This is a genomic window from Myxococcus sp. CA056 (assembly GCF_013336715.1).
Lineage (GTDB): Bacteria > Myxococcota > Myxococcia > Myxococcales > Myxococcaceae > Myxococcus > Myxococcus llanfairpwllgwyngyllgogerychwyrndrobwllllantysiliogogogochensis.
In genome coordinates, this window is sequence record NZ_JABUMT010000001.1 from 1813871 (window position 1) to 1832514 (window position 18644).

The 18644-nt window shown below is 68.2% G+C and carries 16 protein-coding genes; 9 read left to right on the top strand and 7 right to left on the bottom strand.

Annotated elements, in window-relative coordinates; genetic code table 11:
• Positions 1 to 5 precede the first annotated feature (5 nt).
• Positions 6 to 287 carry a hypothetical protein gene (locus tag HUA76_RS07410; RefSeq protein ID WP_141642476.1) on the bottom strand — a complete coding sequence of 94 codons (282 nt, stop codon included), beginning with the start codon at positions 285 to 287 and terminating at the stop codon, positions 6 to 8.
• A 187-nt stretch (positions 288 to 474) separates the two neighbouring features.
• Positions 475 to 1245 carry a class I SAM-dependent methyltransferase gene (locus HUA76_RS07415; protein ID WP_174460389.1) on the bottom strand — a complete coding sequence of 257 codons (771 nt, stop codon included), beginning with the start codon at positions 1243 to 1245 and terminating at the stop codon, positions 475 to 477.
• A gap of 134 nt (positions 1246 to 1379) precedes the next feature.
• On the opposite strand from HUA76_RS07415, the gene HUA76_RS07420 reads away from it, so the two are divergent.
• Positions 1380 to 1694: a hypothetical protein gene (locus HUA76_RS07420; RefSeq protein WP_174456131.1), complete on the top strand. Its 315-nt coding sequence runs from the start codon at positions 1380 to 1382 to the stop codon at positions 1692 to 1694.
• A 58-nt stretch (positions 1695 to 1752) separates the two neighbouring features.
• Here the strand turns inward: HUA76_RS07420 and HUA76_RS07425 are convergent, their stop codons facing one another.
• Both HUA76_RS07425 and HUA76_RS07430 read right to left on the bottom strand, forming a co-directional pair.
• Positions 1753 to 3285, bottom strand: a complete 1533-nt coding sequence (locus HUA76_RS07425) for a Fic family protein (protein ID WP_174460390.1) — start codon at positions 3283 to 3285, stop codon at positions 1753 to 1755.
• Positions 3286 to 3587: 302 nt separating this feature from the next.
• Positions 3588 to 4151 (bottom strand): DJ-1/PfpI family protein, encoded by a 564-nt coding sequence (locus tag HUA76_RS07430; RefSeq protein ID WP_141642479.1) that lies wholly within the window; start codon positions 4149 to 4151, stop codon positions 3588 to 3590.
• Between the two features lie 88 nt (positions 4152 to 4239).
• Between HUA76_RS07430 and HUA76_RS07435 the strand changes: the two genes are divergently transcribed.
• The 6 genes from HUA76_RS07435 (at position 4240) to HUA76_RS07460 (ending at position 10756) form a co-directional block, all read left to right on the top strand.
• Positions 4240 to 4959, top strand: a complete 720-nt coding sequence (locus tag HUA76_RS07435; protein ID WP_174460391.1) for a FadR/GntR family transcriptional regulator — start codon at positions 4240 to 4242, stop codon at positions 4957 to 4959.
• A gap of 177 nt (positions 4960 to 5136) precedes the next feature.
• Positions 5137 to 6519: an FAD-binding oxidoreductase gene (locus tag HUA76_RS07440; protein ID WP_174460392.1), complete on the top strand. Its 1383-nt coding sequence runs from the start codon at positions 5137 to 5139 to the stop codon at positions 6517 to 6519.
• Between the two features lie 198 nt (positions 6520 to 6717).
• Positions 6718 to 7113 carry a YciI family protein gene (locus HUA76_RS07445; protein WP_174460393.1) on the top strand — a complete coding sequence of 132 codons (396 nt, stop codon included), beginning with the start codon at positions 6718 to 6720 and terminating at the stop codon, positions 7111 to 7113.
• Positions 7113 to 8372 carry an RNA polymerase sigma factor gene (locus tag HUA76_RS07450; RefSeq protein WP_174460469.1) on the top strand — a complete coding sequence of 420 codons (1260 nt, stop codon included), beginning with the start codon at positions 7113 to 7115 and terminating at the stop codon, positions 8370 to 8372. The genes HUA76_RS07445 and HUA76_RS07450 overlap by 1 nt, the downstream gene beginning before the upstream one ends.
• 164 nt (positions 8373 to 8536) lie before the next feature.
• Positions 8537 to 9178 carry a peptidoglycan-binding domain-containing protein gene (locus HUA76_RS07455; RefSeq protein ID WP_174456137.1) on the top strand — a complete coding sequence of 214 codons (642 nt, stop codon included), beginning with the start codon at positions 8537 to 8539 and terminating at the stop codon, positions 9176 to 9178.
• A gap of 3 nt (positions 9179 to 9181) precedes the next feature.
• The gene (locus tag HUA76_RS07460) at positions 9182 to 10756 is read left to right on the top strand and encodes a hypothetical protein (protein ID WP_174460394.1); all 1575 of its coding nucleotides are present in this window, start codon (positions 9182 to 9184) and stop codon (positions 10754 to 10756) included.
• A 33-nt stretch (positions 10757 to 10789) separates the two neighbouring features.
• Here the strand turns inward: HUA76_RS07460 and HUA76_RS07465 are convergent, their stop codons facing one another.
• Both HUA76_RS07465 and HUA76_RS07470 read right to left on the bottom strand, forming a co-directional pair.
• Positions 10790 to 11620 carry an alpha/beta hydrolase gene (locus tag HUA76_RS07465; protein WP_174460395.1) on the bottom strand — a complete coding sequence of 277 codons (831 nt, stop codon included), beginning with the start codon at positions 11618 to 11620 and terminating at the stop codon, positions 10790 to 10792.
• A 147-nt stretch (positions 11621 to 11767) separates the two neighbouring features.
• Positions 11768 to 13345, bottom strand: coding sequence for a serine hydrolase (locus HUA76_RS07470; protein ID WP_174460396.1), 1578 nt, complete (start codon positions 13343 to 13345; stop codon positions 11768 to 11770).
• A gap of 267 nt (positions 13346 to 13612) precedes the next feature.
• On the opposite strand from HUA76_RS07470, the gene HUA76_RS07475 reads away from it, so the two are divergent.
• A complete protein-coding gene (locus HUA76_RS07475; RefSeq protein WP_174460397.1) occupies positions 13613 to 15832 on the top strand; it encodes a phosphodiester glycosidase family protein in 2220 nt (739 codons plus the stop codon).
• 123 nt (positions 15833 to 15955) lie between these two features.
• Complete coding sequence (locus HUA76_RS07480) at positions 15956 to 16576, top strand: hypothetical protein (protein ID WP_141642489.1); 621 nt, start codon at positions 15956 to 15958, stop codon at positions 16574 to 16576.
• Positions 16577 to 16588: 12 nt separating this feature from the next.
• On the opposite strand, the gene HUA76_RS07485 is transcribed toward HUA76_RS07480, so the two are convergent.
• A complete protein-coding gene (locus HUA76_RS07485; RefSeq protein ID WP_174460398.1) occupies positions 16589 to 18586 on the bottom strand; it encodes a serine/threonine-protein kinase in 1998 nt (665 codons plus the stop codon).
• Positions 18587 to 18644: the final 58 nt, after the last annotated feature.

An 18644-nucleotide genomic window follows, 5' to 3' on the forward strand; every position in this document is an offset into this window, starting at 1 on the left:
CAGGGCTACTTCTTGCGCTTCTTGCCGGACGCGGGGACGGCGGCGGGGGCGGCGGCCGCGGCCTGCTCGGCGGCGACCTTCAGCTCGTCGCGCTCCTTCGACACGTTGGCCAGCTCACCCTCCAACTCGCCGACCTTCGTCTTGAGCGCCTCGTTCTCCGCGCTCAGCGTCTCCTTGTCCTTGCGCAGCACGTTCACTTCGACTTTCGCGCGGTTCAGCTCGCGCGAACCACCGCATCCGACGAGGGGAACCACCGCCAGCATCGCCACGGCCATCCATGCCTTCATGTGAGTCTGCTCCTCTGTGCCCCGGGCCCGAGGGCCTGGGGACTTGATTCATTCGGTGAGGGGAAGGGGCCGGAGGAGCCCACCCGTCCCACCGGCATCGAGCCGGCGAGCCTAGGCATGGAGCCGTCACGAGCGGAAGCCACCGTTGCGTCGGATGCGCTCACGCTGGGGAGGGAGTGTTTGCATCTCAAAGCGCGGCGCCGGGCCCCGCAGTGCCAGCTCCTTGGACTTCGTGAATCCACACGGACTCGAGGCCCCAGGTGAAGAGGGCGCGGTGGCGGGAGAGGACGGTGAAGCCCTTGGCCTCCACGGGGCGGGTGACGGTGAGGACGCGGGTGCCGGGGCGGCAGGCGAGCAGGCGGGTGACGAGCCGGGCCCGGGTGTCTGGAGAGAAGGCCGTCCAGTTGATGAAGACGTGGGTGGCGTCGCCGAGCGAAAGGTCCGCCTGGGTGGCGTCCGCCTGCCGCAGCACCGCGCCCGTCCTGGCCAGGGGCCCCGAGGCGAGCGCGACGTGTTGTTCGAGCAGTTCGAGGCCCAGGGCCTCCGCGCCCAGCCAGCGCGCGGCGAGCAGGGCCCGCCCGCGTCCCGCGCCCAGGTCCACCAGCCGGGAGCCCTTCGTCAGCCCGGCTTTCCGGAAGAGCGACAGCGCGGTGTGCACGGGCGTCTCGCCGTACATCAGCTCGTGGAAGTCCTGGTGGCTCGCGCGCAGGACGCGGATCAACTCGAAGGAGCGACGCGGGCGGTAGGGCGAGACGAGCACCTCGCGCAGCCACAGTCGCAGCCAGGCGAGCAGGAGCCGGGGGCGCCACGCGAGCACGAGAAAATCCCCCAGCCGGTTCACCCCTTCCAGGCCCAGGCTCCAGACGCGGATGACGAGGAGTCGGGGGAGGGAGATGTGGAGGTCGTCGTCGGATGACGAATCTCGCCGCGCGGGCGGGCTGGGTGAGTCCTCGGCCATGGCTGGGGCGGGCGAGGGTAGCACTCGTGAGAGCAAGGCCGTGCCGAGGTGCCCCGCGACTTTTCGCGGGGACCCGGGTTCGTACCTCCAGACCCGATGAGCCGGCCTGACCGGCCTGACGCTGGAGATGAGCCATGAAGCGGAACGTGTGGACCGTGGGGACGCTGGTGCTGGGGTTGTTGTTGGCGCTGCCCGCGAGCGCGGCGAAGGCGGACCGTCGGCAGGTGCGCCAGCAGGCGCGCATCGTCCAGGGCGTGAAGAGTGGAGAACTCACGGGCCGCGAGGCGGTGCGGCTCCAGTCCCAGCACCGCGAGCTCCGGCGGGACATCCGTGCGGCGCGAGCGGATGACGGCCGACTCGATGTCCGGGAGCGCGCGAGCATCCAGCGCGAGCAGAACCAGCTCAACCGCCGCATCCATCGCCAGAAGCACGACGGACAGTCGCGCTAGCCGTTCGGGTGGAGTGACTCGATGCCCTCTGGGGTGCACGCGAACCTTCACCAGGTGCTCAACCCGGGCGGGTCCTCGTGCGAGGCATGAGGTGTTTCTGAACGACCTTCTCCAGTGCCCGTACTTCGTCGTCACTCAAGGCACTGAAGTATTTGGTCCGCTTGCCTTTGGACAAGTGGCCTCCATTCTGGAGGCAGAACTGGACGAAGCGATTGCGCGCCGTGTCCGGCAGTTCGACGATGCCATCGAGCTTTTCGCGGGCTTCACGGTAGCGGACGATGAAGTCCAGTTCGTCGCGGAACTCCGTGCGGATGGTTTCTTCAGTCCACCGGTAGAGGTCCTCCGCCATGCGCGTGAAGTCGACGTAGCGGTAGAAGCCGCTTGTCTTTCCTTTCACGGAGAGGCGCCCCATCTCGTCCACGGTGTAGTCGACGAGCTTCATGAGGGGTTTGGAGAAGGACTCAAGGCAGGCGTCGTACTGCCCTCGCCTCTGCAACATGATCGCGGAGATGGGGAAGATGAGCCCCTTGGGAGTGAACTCCGCCCGGGAGAGGATGTAGTGGATGAGCAGTCTATGGAGTCGTCCGTTGCCATCCTCGAAGGGGTGGATGAAGACGAAGCCAAAGGAGATGGCGGCCGCATGAACGATGGGGTCCACTGCGGAATCCGTCATCCGCTCCAATGAGGAGAGCAGTCCTCGCATCAGTCGGGGGACCATCTTGGGCTGTGGCGGAACGAAGTGGACGTGTTGACGCAGTCCCACGCCGACGGACTCACCCACATAGTTCTGCTCCGCGCGGTAACTCCGCTCCCCGAAGCGGTCCTCCACAATCACGTTCTGCATCTGGACCAGCGCGGCCTTGCTCAGGGAGTCCCAGGAGGGAATCTCACGCAAGAGGGAGACAAACCGCGCGGCGCGCTTCTGGCTGGGTTCCTCCCGCTCGATGTCGAAAGAGGAGCGGGTCTCCTTGGTGTAGAGGTAGTCGACAGCACGATGGAGCGCGTCCTCGTCGTAGGACTCCACGATGCGCACGGCCTCGCTCGCGAGCTGTTTCGCCTCGAACTCTTGGAGGACGGAGGTTCGCCGCACCAAGGGACAGAAGTTCACGTCGCCCAGCAGGTTGTCGCGCACGCGATGTCGCCGGCTGTTGATGGGCCGGGCGGTGTAGTAGCGCTTGGGGTCGAGCAGTTCGACGTAGTTGCCCTGGCTCACATCCTCCAGGGGAAGACGCCGCTCCGTGAGGAACTCATAGAGGAACCACAGTCGCCGGGTGTTCTGCCCCGTGGGGCGTGCCTGGATGTGGTAGGTCAGCTCGTCCTCGAAAGGCCCCTGCTTCACCGCTCGGAACAACGCGGCGAGAATCTCCAGGGAGATGCCTTCGTGTTTGAGCGCGAACTCCAGTTGGTCGCAAATCGCGGGCCCTGGATTGTACGGGTTCGGGTAGGTGACGAACTCGCGCCCATCGCTGCTCTGCATTTGCTTGCCCGCGACCGCCGCGCAGGATGAAAGCTGATGGGGCGGTAGCACCTCGAGATCATGATCCGCGATGACCTTCGCGTACCCGATGGGGCTGCCTTTTCCCGGCAACATCGCGGACCCCTCCTGTCCCTCTCTCCTCGGTTTGAGGGCCTGTTGCCTGCACTTGATTGCAGGACAGGCGCACTGCGGAGCTCGATAGTTCCGAGGGCTTTAGCCCATGACTGCGTTATTTTCTGTCGAAATCGTTAGAAAAAGCCGGTTCAGACAAGAAATAATTACGACGGATGCTTGATGAGAGAGCGGCCGTGTCCGGTTCACCCGCCCTCCTCAAACAAAGAAGGCCCCCACTGTGGAGGCCTTCACGCGCTACCCGCCAGGCGGCTTCGCTTCAGGGGCCACGCGTGGACGGCGGATCAGGCCGCGGGCGCCTTGGCGCGCAGAATCTTCATGAACTCGCGCATCCAGGCCGGGTGGTCCGGCCAGGCGCGGGCGGAGACCATGTTCCCGTCGACGACGGCGGCGGAGTCGATGAACTCCGCGCCGGCGTCCCGCACGTCGAGCTTCAGTGCGGGGTACGCGGCGCTCTTGCGGCCCTTGAGGACGCCGGCCGCGGTGAGCAGCAGCGGGCCGTGGCAGATGTGGGCCACGGGTTGGTTCTTGTCGAAGAAGTGCCGGACGATGCGCTGACAATCGGCGTCGTTGCGGATGTACTCGGGGGCTCGGCCGCCGGGGATGACGAGCGCGACATAGTCGGCCGGCTTCACCTCGGAGAAGGCCAGGTCCGCCTGCCACGTGTAGCCGGGCTTCTCCGTGTACGTGTCGAAGCCGTCCACGAAGTCGTGCACCACGAACTGGAGCTTCTTCTTCGACGGGGCCGCGAGGTGGACCTCGTAACCCTCCTCCAGCAGTCGCTGGTACGGGTACATCACCTCCAGGGACTCCGCCGCGTCGCCTGCGAGCATCAGGACCTTGGCCATGGGTGTCACCTCCATTGGGGTCTCAACGAACGACCGCTCCATCGTCTCCGCTGGTCTGACCATCAGTCAATCAGGTAGTCTGTCCGTCATGGTTTCCGGACGGACGTTCCAGGCGGTGGTTCGTAACCCCTTGTATCTCCAGGTGGCGGAGCGGATTCGGGAGGCCATCCTCAGTGGAGGGATGCCGCCTGGGGATGCGCTGCCCCCGGAGCGGGAGCTGGCGGAGCAGTTCGGGGTGAGCCGGGCCTCGGTGCGCGAGGCGCTCCGGGCGCTCCAGGCGCAGGGGTTGGTGGTGGGGCGGGGGAAGTCGCTGGTGGCTCGGGCGGCGAGCGGCCTGCTGAGCGAGGCGCTGACGCACGTGGTGCGGCTGCGGCTGGCGTCACTGGAGGATCTGGTCGACCTGCGGTGTGTATTGGAGGCGGCGGCGCTGGAGCGGGCGGCGCGGCGGGCGGACCGGACGCACCTGGAGGCCGCGAGAGCGGCGCTGGAGGAGATGCGGCGGCCGGGTGTCACCGCGGAGTCCTTCCATGAGGCCGACGTGCGCTTCCACGTGGAGTTGGTGGCGGCGTCGGGCAATCGGGCCATGCACCTGGTGATGCTCGCGCTGCGCGACGCGATGGCGAGGCACCTGCTCGACGCGTTGGGGACGGAGGGACCGGGAGTGCTCCAGCGGCTCGCGGATGAGCACGCGACGATGCTCGACGCGGTGGAGCGAGGTGACGCGGCGGGCGCGGCGGCGCTGCTGCGCGAGCACATCGTGGGGTTCTACCGCGCGTCCGTCTCGGTGCCGGCGGAGGCCGCGCGATGAGCGGCCAGGGCGCGTGTGACTTCACGCCCACGCCGCGCCAGGAGGATGCCCCATGACGACCGGTGGGAAGGCAACCTCGCTGCGTCAGTCAACTCATCGCCGTGAGGGCAGCCTCATGAGTGCCGGGATTGCCTCGCGAGGACGCGCGCTCACGTCGCCGCGGCAGGAGGTTGCTCCATGACGACCGATGGGAACGGAGCCTTGCTGCGAGAGCTGGCGGCGGTGCTCCCCGCCGAGGCGCTCGTCACGGACGCGGACGTACTCGACGCGCACCGGAGGGACCAGGCCGAGTGGGCCCCCGCGGGCATGCCCCAGGTCCTCGTGCGCGCGACGTGCACGGAGGACGTGCGCGCGGTGCTGCGCATCGCCTCGGCACGTCGAGTCCCCGTGGTGCCTCGGGGCGCGGGCTCGGGGCTGTCTGGCGGAGCGAACGCGCTCGACGGGTGCATCGTCCTGTCGTTGATGCGGATGAACCGCGTGCTGGAGGTCGACGCGAAGGGGATGCTCACCGTCGTGCAGCCCGGCGTGCTGAACGCGGAGGTGAAGGCCGCCGCCGCCGCGCACGGGCTCTGGTACTCGCCGGACCCGGCGAGCTGGGAGTTCTCCAGCCTGGGCGGCAACCTCGCCACCAACGCGGGTGGACTGTGCTGCGTGAAGTACGGCGTGACGGGGGACGCGGTGCTCGGACTCGAGGTCGTCCTCGCGGATGGCTCCGTGGTGCGCACGGGCGGGCGCACGGTGAAGAACGTCGCGGGCTATGACCTGACGCGCCTGTTCGTCGGCTCGGAAGGCACGCTGGGCGTCATCACCGAGGCGACGCTCAAGCTGCGCCCCAAGCCGCCCAAGGCGACGACGCTGGTGGCCACCTTCCCCACGCTCGCGAGCGCGGGCGCGGCCGTCACGGACATCATGGCGCGCACGCGTCCGTCGATGCTGGAGCTGATGGACCAGGCCACGTGCCGCGCCGTGGAGGCCTACAAACCCCTGGGCCTGGACGTGGACGCGGCGGCGTTCCTCCTGGCGCGCTCGGACGCGGGCGGCGAGCAGGGCGTGGCGGAAATCGAGGCCATGGCGAGCTGCTGCGAGGCCACCGGGGCGACCTTCGTCATGCACACCTCGGATGAAGCCGAGGGCGAGCTGCTCCTCACCGCGCGCCGCCTCGCCTACCCGGCGTTGGAGCGGCAGGGCGCCACGTTGCTGGATGACGTGGGCGTGCCGCTGTCGCGAATCCCGGAGCTGTTCGCCGCCGTCGAGCGCATCGCCGCCGACCGGGGTGTCCTCGTCGGCACCTTCGGTCACGCGGGTGATGGGAACATGCACCCCACCGTGGTCTTCGACCGCCAGGACGCGGCGGCGCTGGAGCGGGCGCGCGGGGCGTTCGACGACATCCTCGGCGCGGCGCTCGATTTGGGCGGCACCATCACCGGCGAGCACGGAGTGGGCGCGCTGAAGCAGCCCTTCCTGGGCCGGCAGTTGGGGGAGGAGGGGCTGCGGCTGCACCGCCGCATCAAGGGGGCGATGGATCCACTGGGCATCCTCAACCCCGGCAAGGTGCTCTGAATCCCCACGGCCTCGCGCGGCGCGTGGGCCTTCGACGCGCCGCGCATTTCCCGTGGAATCGCGCGCGGTTGTTCGCCGACCCGGGAGGTCGGTCGAATATCGTCATCGACGATGTCGAGACCTCGCTCCTGGCTCCGACATCTCGATGAACGCGCCCCAATGGAGGGGCGCGGTGCCAAGAGAAAGAGGGAGCCACCCATGAAGTACATGCTCATGATGAACACCCCGGCCGGTGGGGCGTACCAGGTCGCCAGCTGGCCGCAGAAGGACCTCCAGGCGCACATCGCGTTCATGAAGGGCTTCGCGAAGAAGCTCGGCGCCTCGGGCGAGCTTCTAGGCGCCGAGGGCCTCGCTGGACCCGACCAGGCGAAGAGCGTGCGGGCCGGGGCGGACGGCAAGCCCATCACCGATGGCGTGTTCCCGGAGTCGAAGGAGTTCCTCGCGGGCTACTGGATTGTCGAGGTGGAGAACCCCGAGCGCGCCTATGCCATCGCCGCCGAGGCCTCCGCCGCGCCCGGACCTGGTGGCAAGCCGCTCAACCTGTCGATTGAAGTGCGGCAGGTGATGAGCGGTCCCCCTCCCGACATCGCGTGATGGGGGTCGCGGAGCACGTCCAAATCGAGCACCTGTTGCGCGAGCATGCGCCGCGGGTGCTGGGCGCGGTCATCCGGCGGTTTCGAGACTTCGGAGCCTCGGAGGACGCGGTCCAGGAAGCGCTGCTCGCGGCGGCCCTGCAGTGGCCTCGCGAGGGCGTGCCGGACGACCCGCGCGCGTGGCTGATTCAGGTCGCCTCGCGGCGCATCACAGACCATGTGCGCGCGGAGGCGGCACGTCGCCACCGCGAGGAGCTGGTCGTCAGCCTGGTGCCGCCGGAGCTGCAGCTCGTGCTCTCGCTGGACAGCGACGAGGCGCTGGGGCGGGACGATGCGCTCGTGTTGCTGTTCATGTGCTGTCACCCGGCGCTGTCGACGACGTCCGCGATTGCGCTGACGTTGCGCGCGGTGGGCGGCTTGACGACGGCCGAAATCGCCAAGGCGTTCCTCGTCCCCGAATCGACGATGGCGCAGCGAATCAGCCGCGCCAAGCAGACCATCAAGAGCTCAGGGGTGCCGTTCCAGAAGCCCACGCCGGAGGAGACCGCGCAGCGATTGGGCACGGTGCTGCACGTGCTCTACCTCATCTTCAACGAGGGCTACACGGCGACGTCCGGTCCGGAGCTGCACCGCACGGACCTGTCGGGCGAGGCGATTCGCCTGACGCGGTTGTTGCACACGCTGCTGCCCGAGGACGGCGAGGTGGCGGGGCTCCTCGCGTTGATGCTGCTCACGGACGCGCGCCGGAAGGCGAGGACGGGGGCGGCGGGGGAGCTGATTCCGCTCGACGTGCAGGACCGGACCCTGTGGGACGCGAGGATGATTACCGAGGGAATCGCGCTCATCTCCGCGACGCTGTCGAAGGGCTCGCTGGGGATGTACCAGGTGCAGGCGGCCATCGCGGCCGTGCATGACGAGGCGGCGCGCGCGGAGGACACGGACTGGCCGCAAGTGCTGGCGCTCTACGGCGTGTTGATGCGCCTGTCCGACAACCCGGTGGTGGCGCTCAACCACGCCATCGCGACGGCGATGGTGCTGGGGCCGGAGGCGGGGTTGGTGCTGGTGAAGGGGCTGGATGAGGAGGGGCGGCTGGAGGGGAGCCATCGGCTCGATGCGGTCCGCGCGCACCTGTTGGAGCGAGCGGGGAAGCACGAGGCGGCGGTGGAGCACTACCGGAAGGCCGCGGCGCGCACCACGAGTCTGCCGGAGCGGAACTATCTGCTGACACAGGCGGCGAGGCTGAGCGACGCGAAGAAGTAGCGCGCGACGGACACTCTGGCGCGGCGCGGCGAACCGGTGACGGCCGAGTGGAAGGAAGGGGAAGCCGCTATGCCCTGAGGTGCATGCCGCGAAATGCGGAGCCTCGACTAGCGTTCCTGGACGGTGAGGGAGTTGGGGCTCTTTCATCGACGAGGGGGAAGACCATGTCCACCACCCATGTCATTCGACGTGGCGAGTGCATGTTGCTGGTCGCACGGCGCTACGGAATCCTGGACTACCGGCAGGTCTACGAGCATCCGGCCAATGCGGAGCTGCGTCGCAAGCGGCCCAATCCGAGTGTGCTCTATCCCGGGGACACGGTGTTCATCCCGGAGCCGCGCCCCTCGTTGATGCCGCTCTGTGAAGGGTTGCCGCGCTCTCTCACTGTCAATGCGAGTGCCCGTTATCTGCGGCTCGAGTTGCGAGACGACGTGGGCGCACCGCTCGCGAGCAGGCCCTATCTGTTGTTGTTCGGTCCCCGGGTGGTGGAGGGGGAGACGGACGGAAACGGCCTCCTGGTGCAGCGTGTTCCGCTCAGCGCGAGTCGTGCCGAGCTGGAGTGTGAGGACCAGTGGTGGGAGCTGGAGCTGGGCACGCTGCGTCCCATGCACGACGTGCCGGATGACGGTGTCGCGGGGGCGGAGGCCCGGCTCATCAACCTGGGGTACGCGCTGGCGCCGACGGGGCGGATGACGCTGGAGCTGCGCAGCGCGCTTCGAGCCTTCCAGCACCGCAATGGCCTGGCCGTCACGGGGCGGTTGGACGCGGAGACGTCGACAAGGCTCGAAGCGTTGCACGGGAGCTGAGGCATGACGGCGAAGGCGGCGAAGAGGCGGGGCGGGGCGGAAGCGGAATCTCCGAAGAAGGTCGCGGTGGCGACGGCGCCGGAGCGAGAGGCGCACCACGCGACGCTGAGAGAAGCGCAGTGTACGGACTGCGCGGTGGGACTGCTGCGGCAGTACGTGAGTGCGAGCCTGCGCAGGCAGGGGAAGGCGGACCCGGGGAACCGACGGTTCCACTTGAAGGGTGACGAGGCGCTGGAGTTCTCGCGGACGACGCCCCTGGCGCTTCAGCTCGTGGGACTGCGTCGGGAGCGCGGCGTGGCCCCGGGGTTCGAGGACCTGCTGCTCGTGCTCTATGACCCGGCGCTGCTCGTGGATGCGGAGCGGCCCCTGCTCGATGCGGAGGGCTTGCGCGAGGCGAACCTGGAGGACGCGCAGGCGTATGTGGACGCGGTGCTGGAGGACCGCGTGCATGCGCCACCAAGGGACTGGCCATTTCCGGGCGTGGATGTGTCCTGTCCGAAGTGCAAGCACTGGCGCGTGGCGATGTTCCCCCTCACCACGGAGACGGGCCACTCACCGGAGGAGGCCGCGCGGGGAACGAAGTCCCTTCACCTGAGCGCGATAGCGCCGGGGCTCTACAACGCGCACTTCCGAATCGCACCGCACGAGGAGGGAGCGGAGTCCTCTCCCGCACCGAGACGCTCTGACGATGCGCCTCCCGAGAAGAAGAGCCAGTCCAACCGGGTCGCACCGCGCCAGGAAGACGCGGCGGCGTCGCCCGTGCTGCGGCTCTCCGAGGACGCGATACCCGTGAGAAGGCGTCACCTCATCGCTGAGTTGTTGAAGTCCGCGCAGGCGGCACACGACCAGGAAACAGACGAGGTGATTCGAGTGGGCTTCCTCGAGAAGGACACCACGACGAGGACGTCTCAGGCGGGGCCCGCGCTGAACGATGCGGACGCGTCGGTGACGGAGCCCCAGTCACGGACCGACGTTGCGCGGGTGGCCGAGCACCGGAAGCGACAGGCGGTGTCAGTCTTCGAGGCGTTCAAGGCGAGGCTCGAAGCACAGGAGCGGTGTCTGCGCTTGGAAGATGCAAACGGGACGGAGACGCAGGACTTCACGGCACAAGGCAACGCGCTGGCTCATCTGGAGGTCGTGGAGGACGAGACGGCTCCGATGAAGTCGGGCCTGCGGTGTGTCTTCAAGACACCCCCGTCGTCTCCGCCAAGGACACTGCGGCTGACGGCGGAGTCCGTGCTCGTCACGCTCGGCACGACGAGTGGCGCGGGCTTCCATCCACCCGGAGTCGGAGGGTCGGGCGTCGAGGCCCGTCAGGTGTTCCGCTCACCCGAGGACTTCAAGACCTTCCTCCGGATGGCGGTGCTGTCGAAGCGAGCGCTCTGTCCCGCGCGCCAGTCGACCTGCACCGGGTCTCGAGGATGCTCGACTCGAATCCAGGACCTGGAGCCCTGTGACTTCGGAGCCTGTGGCTTCAGGTTCGACTACGTGCTGGCCGAGACGACTCGCGCGAACATGGAGGCGCTCGTGTCCCGACTGGGTGGCCCGGACTGGGACACGCTCTTCGCGTCGTCCTGAGCCTCCCCAGTTCCGCGATATCGAAACAACGACTCAGCTCCGGACGGTGGCGTGCTCGGTGGCCCAGTTGAGGGCGAGGTCCGCGACGGCCTCCCAGCCCGGCTGCGCCACGGTGTAGTGCGAGCGGCCCTTGAGCTCCACGTACTCCGTCACCGCCTTCGACTTCGCGTAGCGCTTCACGTTCTCCCGCTGGATTTTCGCCGGGAGGATGATGTCCGAGTCACCCGAGAGGAACAGCAGCGGCGCGCGCTCGTCGTTCTTCAGATTCACGGTGACTTCGGAGCGCGGCGTCAGGTTGGCGAGGGCGCCCTGGAACAGCGCGCGGCCCGAGCCCGGCACGTACTGCGTGCGGTACACCTCGTCCGACTCCTCCTGCGTCAGCGTGTTGGTGAAGGCGTAGTGGAACTGCTCGGGCGTCATCGGCGCGGGGCGGTTCACATTGGCGGGGTTGAGCAGCGTGGACGCGGTCGACTTGATGGTGGTGAACGGCAGCGTGTAAACGCCCTTCACCGGCGCGGAGTGGATGGCGACGCCCGCGGCGCCCACGCCCCTGTCCAGCAGCATCTGCACGAAGGCGCCGCCGTAGGAGTGGCCCATGAGGATGGGCGGGGTGGGCAGCGCGCGGATGATGCGCTCGTAGTGGTCGACAATCTGCTTCACGCGCAGGTTCTCCAGCGGCGTCGGGTCCTTCTGGAGCGCTTCCACGCCGACCTCCAGGCCGGGCCACGACGGGGCGATGACGCGGTAGCCGGCCTTCGTGAAGCGGTCAATCCACCCCTGCCAGCTGCGGGGCGTCATCCACATGCCGTGGACGAGGACGATGGTGTCGGGCTGGGTCTGGGTCTTCTGGACGGTGGCGCTCATGGCGTACTCCCTCTTGGGTTCACCGCGTCTGCCGCGGTGTGCGTTGCTGACAAGAGGAACAGTAGAGACCTGCGCGTCCGCGAAAAATGGGGCGCCAGGCAGAGGACTGTTTCCACGCGGGAAACAATCCTCCCCAGGGGAGACTCGCTACTTCGAGGCCGCGCCGAGCTTCTCCAGCATCATCACGGCGTTGGTGTTCTTGGGGTCCAGCTCCAGCGACTTCTTGTAGCGGAAGATGGCCTCGTCCTTCCGCCCGGCCTCGGCGTAGCCCTCACCCAGGCTGTCGTGGGCGTTGGAGTCCTGCGGGTAGAGCTCGACGTTGGCCTCGAACATCTTCACGGCGTCGGGGACCTTGCCCGAGCGCAGGAGCGAGTAGGCGATGTCGTTGAGGACGGCGGGGGACAGCTGCTTGTCCTCGGGTGGGGTGGCGCTCTTGCGGCCCTTGAACCAGGTGATGGCGGCCTCGGCGCCCTTCAATCGCGTCAGCAGGTCCACCGTGGTGAAGGCATTGTCGGGAGCGAGCGTGTAGCCCTTCCAGCCGTACTCGGCCATGACGCTCGCGATGATGGGCTCGAAGAGGCGCGAGCCCGCATCTGAGTTGGTCATGATGGCCACGCCGCTGCCCGACTCGAAGGCCATGAGGAAGCAGCGGAAACCCTCGTTCGAGCCACCATGGCCGAACCAGTCCTGGTCCGCGGGACGCTCGAAGCCGATGCCGAACCTCTCCGACTGGCGGGTGAGCATCTGCTTCGCCATCGCCTGGGACACCACGCGGCGGGACTGCCCCTTCGTCGCCTTGGACATCTCCAGCGCGACGCGGGCGAGGTCCGACGGCGTCGTCCACAGTCCGGCGGGGGCCATCTCCGGGTAGACATGCCAGCGGCCCTCGACGCTCTTGCCCCCGGAGTACGTGCCGCTGGCCGCCATGGGCGCCAGGTGCTTGGGCAGCGGCTGCTCGTAGGTGCTGTGCTTCATGCCGAGCGGCGCGAGCACGGTCTCCTTCATGATTTGGGGGAAGGGCTTCTTGAGCTGATCCACCAGCATCTGCTGGACGATGGTGGTGCCTCCGCCGCTGTAGCGCGTCAGCGTGCCGGGCACGGTGTCCACGCGCACGGCGGACGTGTTCGCGGGCTTCTCGCCATCGAGCACCTGCTGGGTCGTGGGCACGGGCCCGGTGACCGAGTAGCCGGGGAAGCCGCTCACCGTCGTCCCCGCGCTGTGCGAGAGCAGCCGGCGCAGCGTCACCTTCTGCTCCTTGGTGAACTCGTTGTCGGGCAGCTTCCAGGAGACGAGCGTGTCGTTGATGTCCGCGTCGAGCGACCACTTGCGCTTCTCCGCGTGGTGCATCGCGGCGAGCGCCGCCACGGGCTTGCTGATGGACGCGGCCTGGAAGAGCGTGTCGACGGTGACGGCGTCGGTGCCGCCCACCTGCTTCACGCCATAGCCCTTGGCCCAGATGAGCGAGCCCTGGTCGAACACGGCGATGCTCACGCCAGGGATGCCATACAGCTCCATCCACTGAGGCAGCGAGAGCTGACGTGGCGCCTCGCCAGGGAGGGTTACCGCGGGCAGGCCCTGCTCCACGCGAGCGATGCGGGCGGCCTCGGTGGGCCGGGCCAGCCACTGCGTCGCGGGCTTGCGGGTGTCCGCGGCGGTGAGGAGGCCCAGGGCCGTGAGGCCCGAGAGGGCCACGGTGAGGAGGCGGGACGAAGGTCTTGGGTTCATGGAAGGGGTTCCTGGAGGGACTCGCGTGAAATGCCGCGTCACACGAACCCTACGCGGTTCCCCCGGGTCGCTTGCGCTCGTCTGCTCATGAGGCGTGTCACGACCCCGTGGAAACCCCCGAGCGGACACCCACCAATGTCCTGCGGCAACCCCTGGAGGTGTCGAGCGGGGAACAGACGCGCTGGGTTCAGCGTGCGCTGGGAAACCCCGAAATCACCGAATCGAAAATGAGGAGACGGGCTTCGACTTTCCGGAAGGAAGTGACGCATGGGGGGCACGGCAGCGATTCGAGGTGGCTCACCGACGACGTCGTCGACGGGGACCGCCGAGGCGGATGCGGCCCGGCGTGCGGAAGAGGCTCGGCGTCGCGCGGAGGCGGCGAGGAAGGCGGCGGAGGCCGCGCGTCGTGCCGCCGAGGAGTCGCGTCGTGCCGCGGAGGCCGCTCGTCGCGCGCAGGAGAAGGCGCGCGCGGAGGCGGCGAAGGCGAAGTCCCAGGCCGAGGCGCCGGGGCAGACTCCGACAGAGGCGAAGGACTCCAGGAAGGAGGCCGTGGAGGCGCAGCGGGCGGAGAAGCTCGCCGCGCAGCGGACGGCTCGGGCCGAGGAGTCGCAGCGGGCCGCGGAGGAGCATGCCGCGCGCTCCGCCCAGCGTGCGCAGGGCGCGATGCGTGAGGCGAACACGCAGGCGGGTGTCCAGGGCCTGCCGCCTCCGTATGACGCGCAGCGCCTCTCGGGCGCCACGTCCAATCCGGTGCGGAGCAGTGTGTCGAGCTTCGAGGACGCCTCGCGCAACGTGCTGCGCGACAAGCTGCTGGGCCATGTGCCTGCGCCCCCGGGGAGCTCGGAGGCGTCGTCGCTGCTCACGGAGGACGCGAAGGACGGCAAGGTCAACTGCCTGGATACGGCGGCGGACTGGGTGGACAAGGCGTCGCCGGAGTTGCTCGCGCGCTCGGAGATGGTCTTCCTGAAGGACCAGCGGCCGGGGACGGAGGGCCAGACGGGGCACGTGGTGGTGCGCCAGGGCGAGCAGGTGTTGGACCCGACGACGAACCAGTCGTACGAGTCGTTGGACGCGTACAAGAAGGCGCAGCCGCAATACACGGAGGCGGGGACGGTGTCGGCGACGGATGCGAAGCGCATCTTCGACACGCCGCCCGGCTCACCCGAGCGCGCCACGGAGTTGGACAAGGCGAAGCTGTCTCCCGAACTCCAGTCGATGATGGTCGCGGACGTGAGCACGCCGGAGAAGGAGGCGTGGGACCGCTACGACGCGCACGTGAAGAAGGGCCTGGACTTGAGGGACGTTCCAGGGGGCCTGCGCCAGGAGCTTCGCGCCGAACACACCGCGACGACGCAGCGGTTGAAGGACGAGGCGAACAAGTCGTCTGTTGACCGACTGCGGCAGGAGTTGAGCGCCACGCCGGAGGGCCAGAAGGCGCTCGCGGACCTGGATGCGCGCGGTGTCCAGGTGAACGTGGTGGACGACGCGTCCTATCCGGAGCTACCCGGCGAGAAGACGGACGGCTACGCGTTGCCGGGCAACGGGGACATCACGTTGCGCCGCTCGGCGGCCACGTCGGACGTGTTGCTGCGCGAGGCCCAGAACTCGGCGCGGACGCAGGAGCTGAAGCTTCCGACGACGGAGGCGGACGGGAAGCGGCTGTCCGCGGCGGTGACGGAGCGCATCAACGCGAATCCAAGACAGCCGGTGGAGTTCGAGGCCGATGGCCTCCACGTGGTGGCGATGAAGAACGCCACGCCATCCGTTGTCGAGCATGGGGGCAGCATCGTCGACAACGTGTTGGGGAGCTGGGCGAGGCCGGAGGCGGCGAAGCCCTTCTCCAAGCTGGCGCAGGAGGAGGGGCGCCAGCCAGGCAGCGACACCATCATCAACACCAGCTTCTATGACGTCCCTTTCTCCGGGAGCAGTCCGGTGGGGAAGGTGATTGAGAACGGGAAGGTGCTGGGGGGTGAGTCGTCACCGGACCGGTTCTATGCGGCGTGGACGTCGAGTGGCCTGAAGTTCGGGCAGGGAGATCCGCCGGCGGATTCGAAGGTGGCGTTTGGTGGGGCGGTGCCGCTCATCATCAACAACACGCCGTATGGCGACGGGAATCAGTACAAGGCCGGGACGTCCTCGTCGGCGCCGCGCACGGGAGACCCGGGGGCGTATGCGTCCGACCTGACGCAGCGGAACAACGAGGGCTTCAAGGACCAGAACGAGCGGGGTGCGAACAGTGGAAAGGTCGTCGTCGGTTACGACCGGGACACGGGCACCACGTATGTCGTCGCGCAGGACGACGGGTCGAAGCCGGGCAAGACGCTCGCGGAGATTCGCGACTCGCTGGTGAAGCTGGGGGTGGATGACGCGGTGTCGTTCGACGGCTCGGACTCGGCCACGCTGGTTCGGGATGACCAGGTAAAGGTGGACCCTGGTGGCGTGAAGGACAGGACCATCCCCTACGGGCTCAAGCTGAGCCTGCCGTGACGTGGGGGACGGGGGCCCGGATGTGTGTCGGGCCCCGGAAAAGTAATTCCCGATGTAACCGTGTGGGCGCTTCTGGCGAAGAAGGGGTGTCTGTCCCTCATCGCACTTGGAAGGAAGTGACCCGTGAATTCGCTGACCAAGGTGGATGGCCGTTCGACGATGCGCCAGCAGGGCCCGAAGGCGGATGACGCGCAGCGCGCGGATGATGCGCGCAAGAAGGCGGAGGCGGAGGTTCGGGCGGCGAAGGCGGCGAAGGAGGCGGAGAAGAACGCGCGCAAGCAGGCCGAGGCCGCGGAGAAGGCGCTCGACGAGGCTTCGAAGAGGCGGGTGGAAGCGGAGATGAAGGCGAATGCGCCGGGGCAGACGCCGAAGCAGCAGGAGTCCTCGGCGAAGGCGCTCGCGGAGGCGCAGGCGGACGAGCAGACCGCCCTGGTGAAGCTGGCCAACGCGCAGAAGAAGCTCGAGTCCGCTTCCGCGAAGGCGTCCGAGTCCGCGCGTCGCGCGGATGAGGCGAAGAAGAAGGCGAACGACGCGGCGGAGCGGGCGGGGCAGCCTCGGCCATTTGGCAAGGAGCAGCCCAAGGCCAACGAGAAGTCGCAGTCGACCTTCGAGGACGGGCAGCGCCAGCCTGACATGGAGAAGATGATGGGCCGGACGCAGTCCGCGAACAGCATGGAGCCGGCGTTCTCCTCGAACATGCCGATGATGAAGCCCTCGGAGATGATGCAGTCGATGAGCGTCTGAGCGCTGCTCCGCTCACTTCGGCGTGGCGTGGTCCAGGACTTCCTTCCAGGCATCGAGCGCGCGGTGGATGTCCATGCGCTCGGTGGCGGTTGTCTCCTTCATCGCGAGGTCATGGATGCGGACGAGCGACTCCTCGATGACCCGGGGGTACTCATGCTTGGACGCGCGCTCCAGGTACATCGCCTTGAACTGGACGAAGCGCCGCGCCAGCCGGTCATCGCTGGGCGTCAGGGCTGGAGTCGAAAGCATCGCCAGCACGTGAGGGCCCGGCGCGCGCAGGGGCACCACGGAAGGAGGCGGTGGCGTGGGCTCGGGATGCGTGTCCGCTGACGACGGCGGCGCGGTGGCGACCTTGGGGGCCTGGAGCGCGCGCAGGTGCTGCGTCAGCGTGGAGATTGACGCGCTGACCTGTGTGCTCTCGGCCCGGGTCGTCGCCTTGAGTGCGCGTGTGTGGAGGTGCTTGAGCTCCTTCTCGAACTCCTCCGAAGGGGCGCGGCCCGAGGTCTGCTTCAAGTAGCGCTCCTCGAGGTTGTAGACGCGCTGGACCAGCTTGGGGTCCGGGGGCGCCTTCTCGCCGCGTGGCAGGAAGGCCGCTGGGTGCCTCGGCGTGGGTCGCGATGGCTGCTGCTTGGGGTCGGTCGCGGCCTTGTGGACGGCCGGGGTGGCCGTGGAGGCGTCCGCGTCGGAGACAGCGGGCGTGGATGCAGCCTCGTGCGCCGCCGAGTTGGAGGGCTGTGTGCTTCCCTCGGAGCCGGGCTCGGGGAGGTTTGGAGTCGCGCCTTTCGTTGGGAGCGCCGGGGCGTTGATCGCGAGAGGCTGCGCGGAGGCTTCTTGCGTGGGCGGCGGCGGAGCAGGAGCGGGCGCGCGCTCCGGAGGATTCTGACGGGGCGCCTCCGCCGCGGTGACGGTGGTCGGGACGGGTGTTGTCCCCGTGCGTCCGGGCCCCCAGGGTGAGAGCAGGAAGGTTGCCGTCGCGACGCTGGAGAGGAGCGCGGCGCCGGCGGCCAGCCAGACACGTCCGCGTCGTGTCGTGGGGTGGGGGAGCTTCACCTGGGACCAGGTGGATTTCGTCCCACCTTCACGGCCGATGGGTTGAACGGTCGCGGTCGTTCCGGGGCCGACCGGAGGGACGACGGTGGGCGGAATCCGCTTCAGCGCCTGTTGCACGGCCTCGGCGGACTCGGGGCGCAGGGCCGGGTCCTTGGCGAGCAGATGAAGGACGAGGGTGTCGAACTCGGGCGCGATGCCGGGGACGAGTGAGGAGGGGAGTGGGGGTGGTTGCTCGACGTGAGCGAAGAGGACCTGGAGCTGTTCGCCCTTGAAGGGGCGTTCGCCGGTCAGCATCTGGAAGGCCATGATGCCGACGGCATAGAGGTCGGTCGCGGAAGTGACGGTGGTTCCGCGAATCTGCTCGGGGGCCATGTACTCGGGCGTTCCGAGGATGGTGCCGTCCACGGTGGTGGGGCCGTCGTGGCTGCGCACCAGCTTGGCGATGCCGAAGTCGACGAGCCTGACGGCGCGCGAGCCGTCGAGCATCTCCGCGAGGAACACGTTGCCGGGCTTCATGTCCCGGTGCACCACGCCCGCCTTGTGAGCGGCTCCGAGCGCCGAGAGAATCTGGTCGAGAATCCAGGCGGTGGTGTTGGGGTCCAGGCGTCCGAGTTGCTTGAGGGATTCGGAGAGGGACTGGCCGCGCAGCAGCTCCATGATGATGTAGGGCCGCGAGTCGGGCAGGCGTCCGAACCCGAAGATGTCGATGATGCCCGGGTGGCGGATGGAATTGACGGCGCGTGCCTCGATGAGCAGACGTTCCACCTGTTGCTGGGTGACGTGCTCGGCGCGGAGGACCTTGATGGCGACTTGTTTGCCAATCAGGGGGTGGACGGCGCGATAGACGACGCCCATGCCTCCCTCGCCGATGCGCTCCTCGATGATGAAGTCATTGACCTGGGTCGAAATCAGCGAGTCTTTGACTCGTGGACTTCGTTCCCCCCTCGTTGTCTCTCTCACGGTCATCGGTCTTGCCACGGAGCCTAGTGCCGGCGTGTGAGGCCACTCAAAACGAGGT

Excerpts from the sequence above, each read along its gene's own strand:
- HUA76_RS07410 (WP_141642476.1), bottom strand. The coding sequence starts at position 287 with ATGAAGGCATGGATGGCCGTGGCGATGCTGGCGGTGGTTCCCCTCGTC.
- HUA76_RS07415 (WP_174460389.1), bottom strand. The coding sequence starts at position 1,245 with ATGGCCGAGGACTCACCCAGCCCGCCCGCGCGGCGAGATTCGTCATCC.
- HUA76_RS07420 (WP_174456131.1), top strand. The coding sequence starts at position 1,380 with ATGAAGCGGAACGTGTGGACCGTGGGGACGCTGGTGCTGGGGTTGTTG.
- HUA76_RS07425 (WP_174460390.1), bottom strand. The coding sequence starts at position 3,285 with ATGTTGCCGGGAAAAGGCAGCCCCATCGGGTACGCGAAGGTCATCGCG.
- HUA76_RS07430 (WP_141642479.1), bottom strand. The coding sequence starts at position 4,151 with ATGGCCAAGGTCCTGATGCTCGCAGGCGACGCGGCGGAGTCCCTGGAG.
- HUA76_RS07435 (WP_174460391.1), top strand. The coding sequence starts at position 4,240 with ATGGTTTCCGGACGGACGTTCCAGGCGGTGGTTCGTAACCCCTTGTAT.
- HUA76_RS07440 (WP_174460392.1), top strand. The coding sequence starts at position 5,137 with ATGACGACCGATGGGAACGGAGCCTTGCTGCGAGAGCTGGCGGCGGTG.
- HUA76_RS07445 (WP_174460393.1), top strand. The coding sequence starts at position 6,718 with ATGAAGTACATGCTCATGATGAACACCCCGGCCGGTGGGGCGTACCAG.
- HUA76_RS07450 (WP_174460469.1), top strand. The coding sequence starts at position 7,113 with ATGGGGGTCGCGGAGCACGTCCAAATCGAGCACCTGTTGCGCGAGCAT.
- HUA76_RS07455 (WP_174456137.1), top strand. The coding sequence starts at position 8,537 with ATGTCCACCACCCATGTCATTCGACGTGGCGAGTGCATGTTGCTGGTC.
- HUA76_RS07460 (WP_174460394.1), top strand. The coding sequence starts at position 9,182 with ATGACGGCGAAGGCGGCGAAGAGGCGGGGCGGGGCGGAAGCGGAATCT.
- HUA76_RS07465 (WP_174460395.1), bottom strand. The coding sequence starts at position 11,620 with ATGAGCGCCACCGTCCAGAAGACCCAGACCCAGCCCGACACCATCGTC.
- HUA76_RS07470 (WP_174460396.1), bottom strand. The coding sequence starts at position 13,345 with ATGAACCCAAGACCTTCGTCCCGCCTCCTCACCGTGGCCCTCTCGGGC.
- HUA76_RS07475 (WP_174460397.1), top strand. The coding sequence starts at position 13,613 with ATGGGGGGCACGGCAGCGATTCGAGGTGGCTCACCGACGACGTCGTCG.